1 pseudogene is annotated in these 217 nt (G+C 65.9%); it reads left to right on the top strand.

The annotated features are described in order from the left end of the window. Nucleotides 1–217, top strand: a pseudogene (locus BST40_RS30655) (hypothetical protein); the annotation flags it as partial.

Genomic DNA, 217 nt, shown 5'->3' with positions numbered 1-217 from the left:
TCCCGACTGGGGTGGGGCGTTTTGGAAGACCAACGCTTATGCGCCGTGGCCGGTATGGCTCTGGCTCAACGGGCACAGCTGGGCGCAGCGCCAATGCGAGCGGCTCGGGATCGGCTACACCGCCCTAGACAACGGCTTCTGCGCCTGTGATGATCCCGCGGCGCTGCAGGAAATCTGCGACCGGCTCGGATCCGGCGCGGTCAAGCGCTTCTTTTGG

The organism is Mycobacterium persicum, from assembly GCF_002086675.1.
Lineage (GTDB): Bacteria > Actinomycetota > Actinomycetes > Mycobacteriales > Mycobacteriaceae > Mycobacterium > Mycobacterium persicum.
The sequence above is the reverse complement of the archived record's forward strand: the minus strand, read 5'-3'. Positions and strand labels throughout refer to the sequence as shown.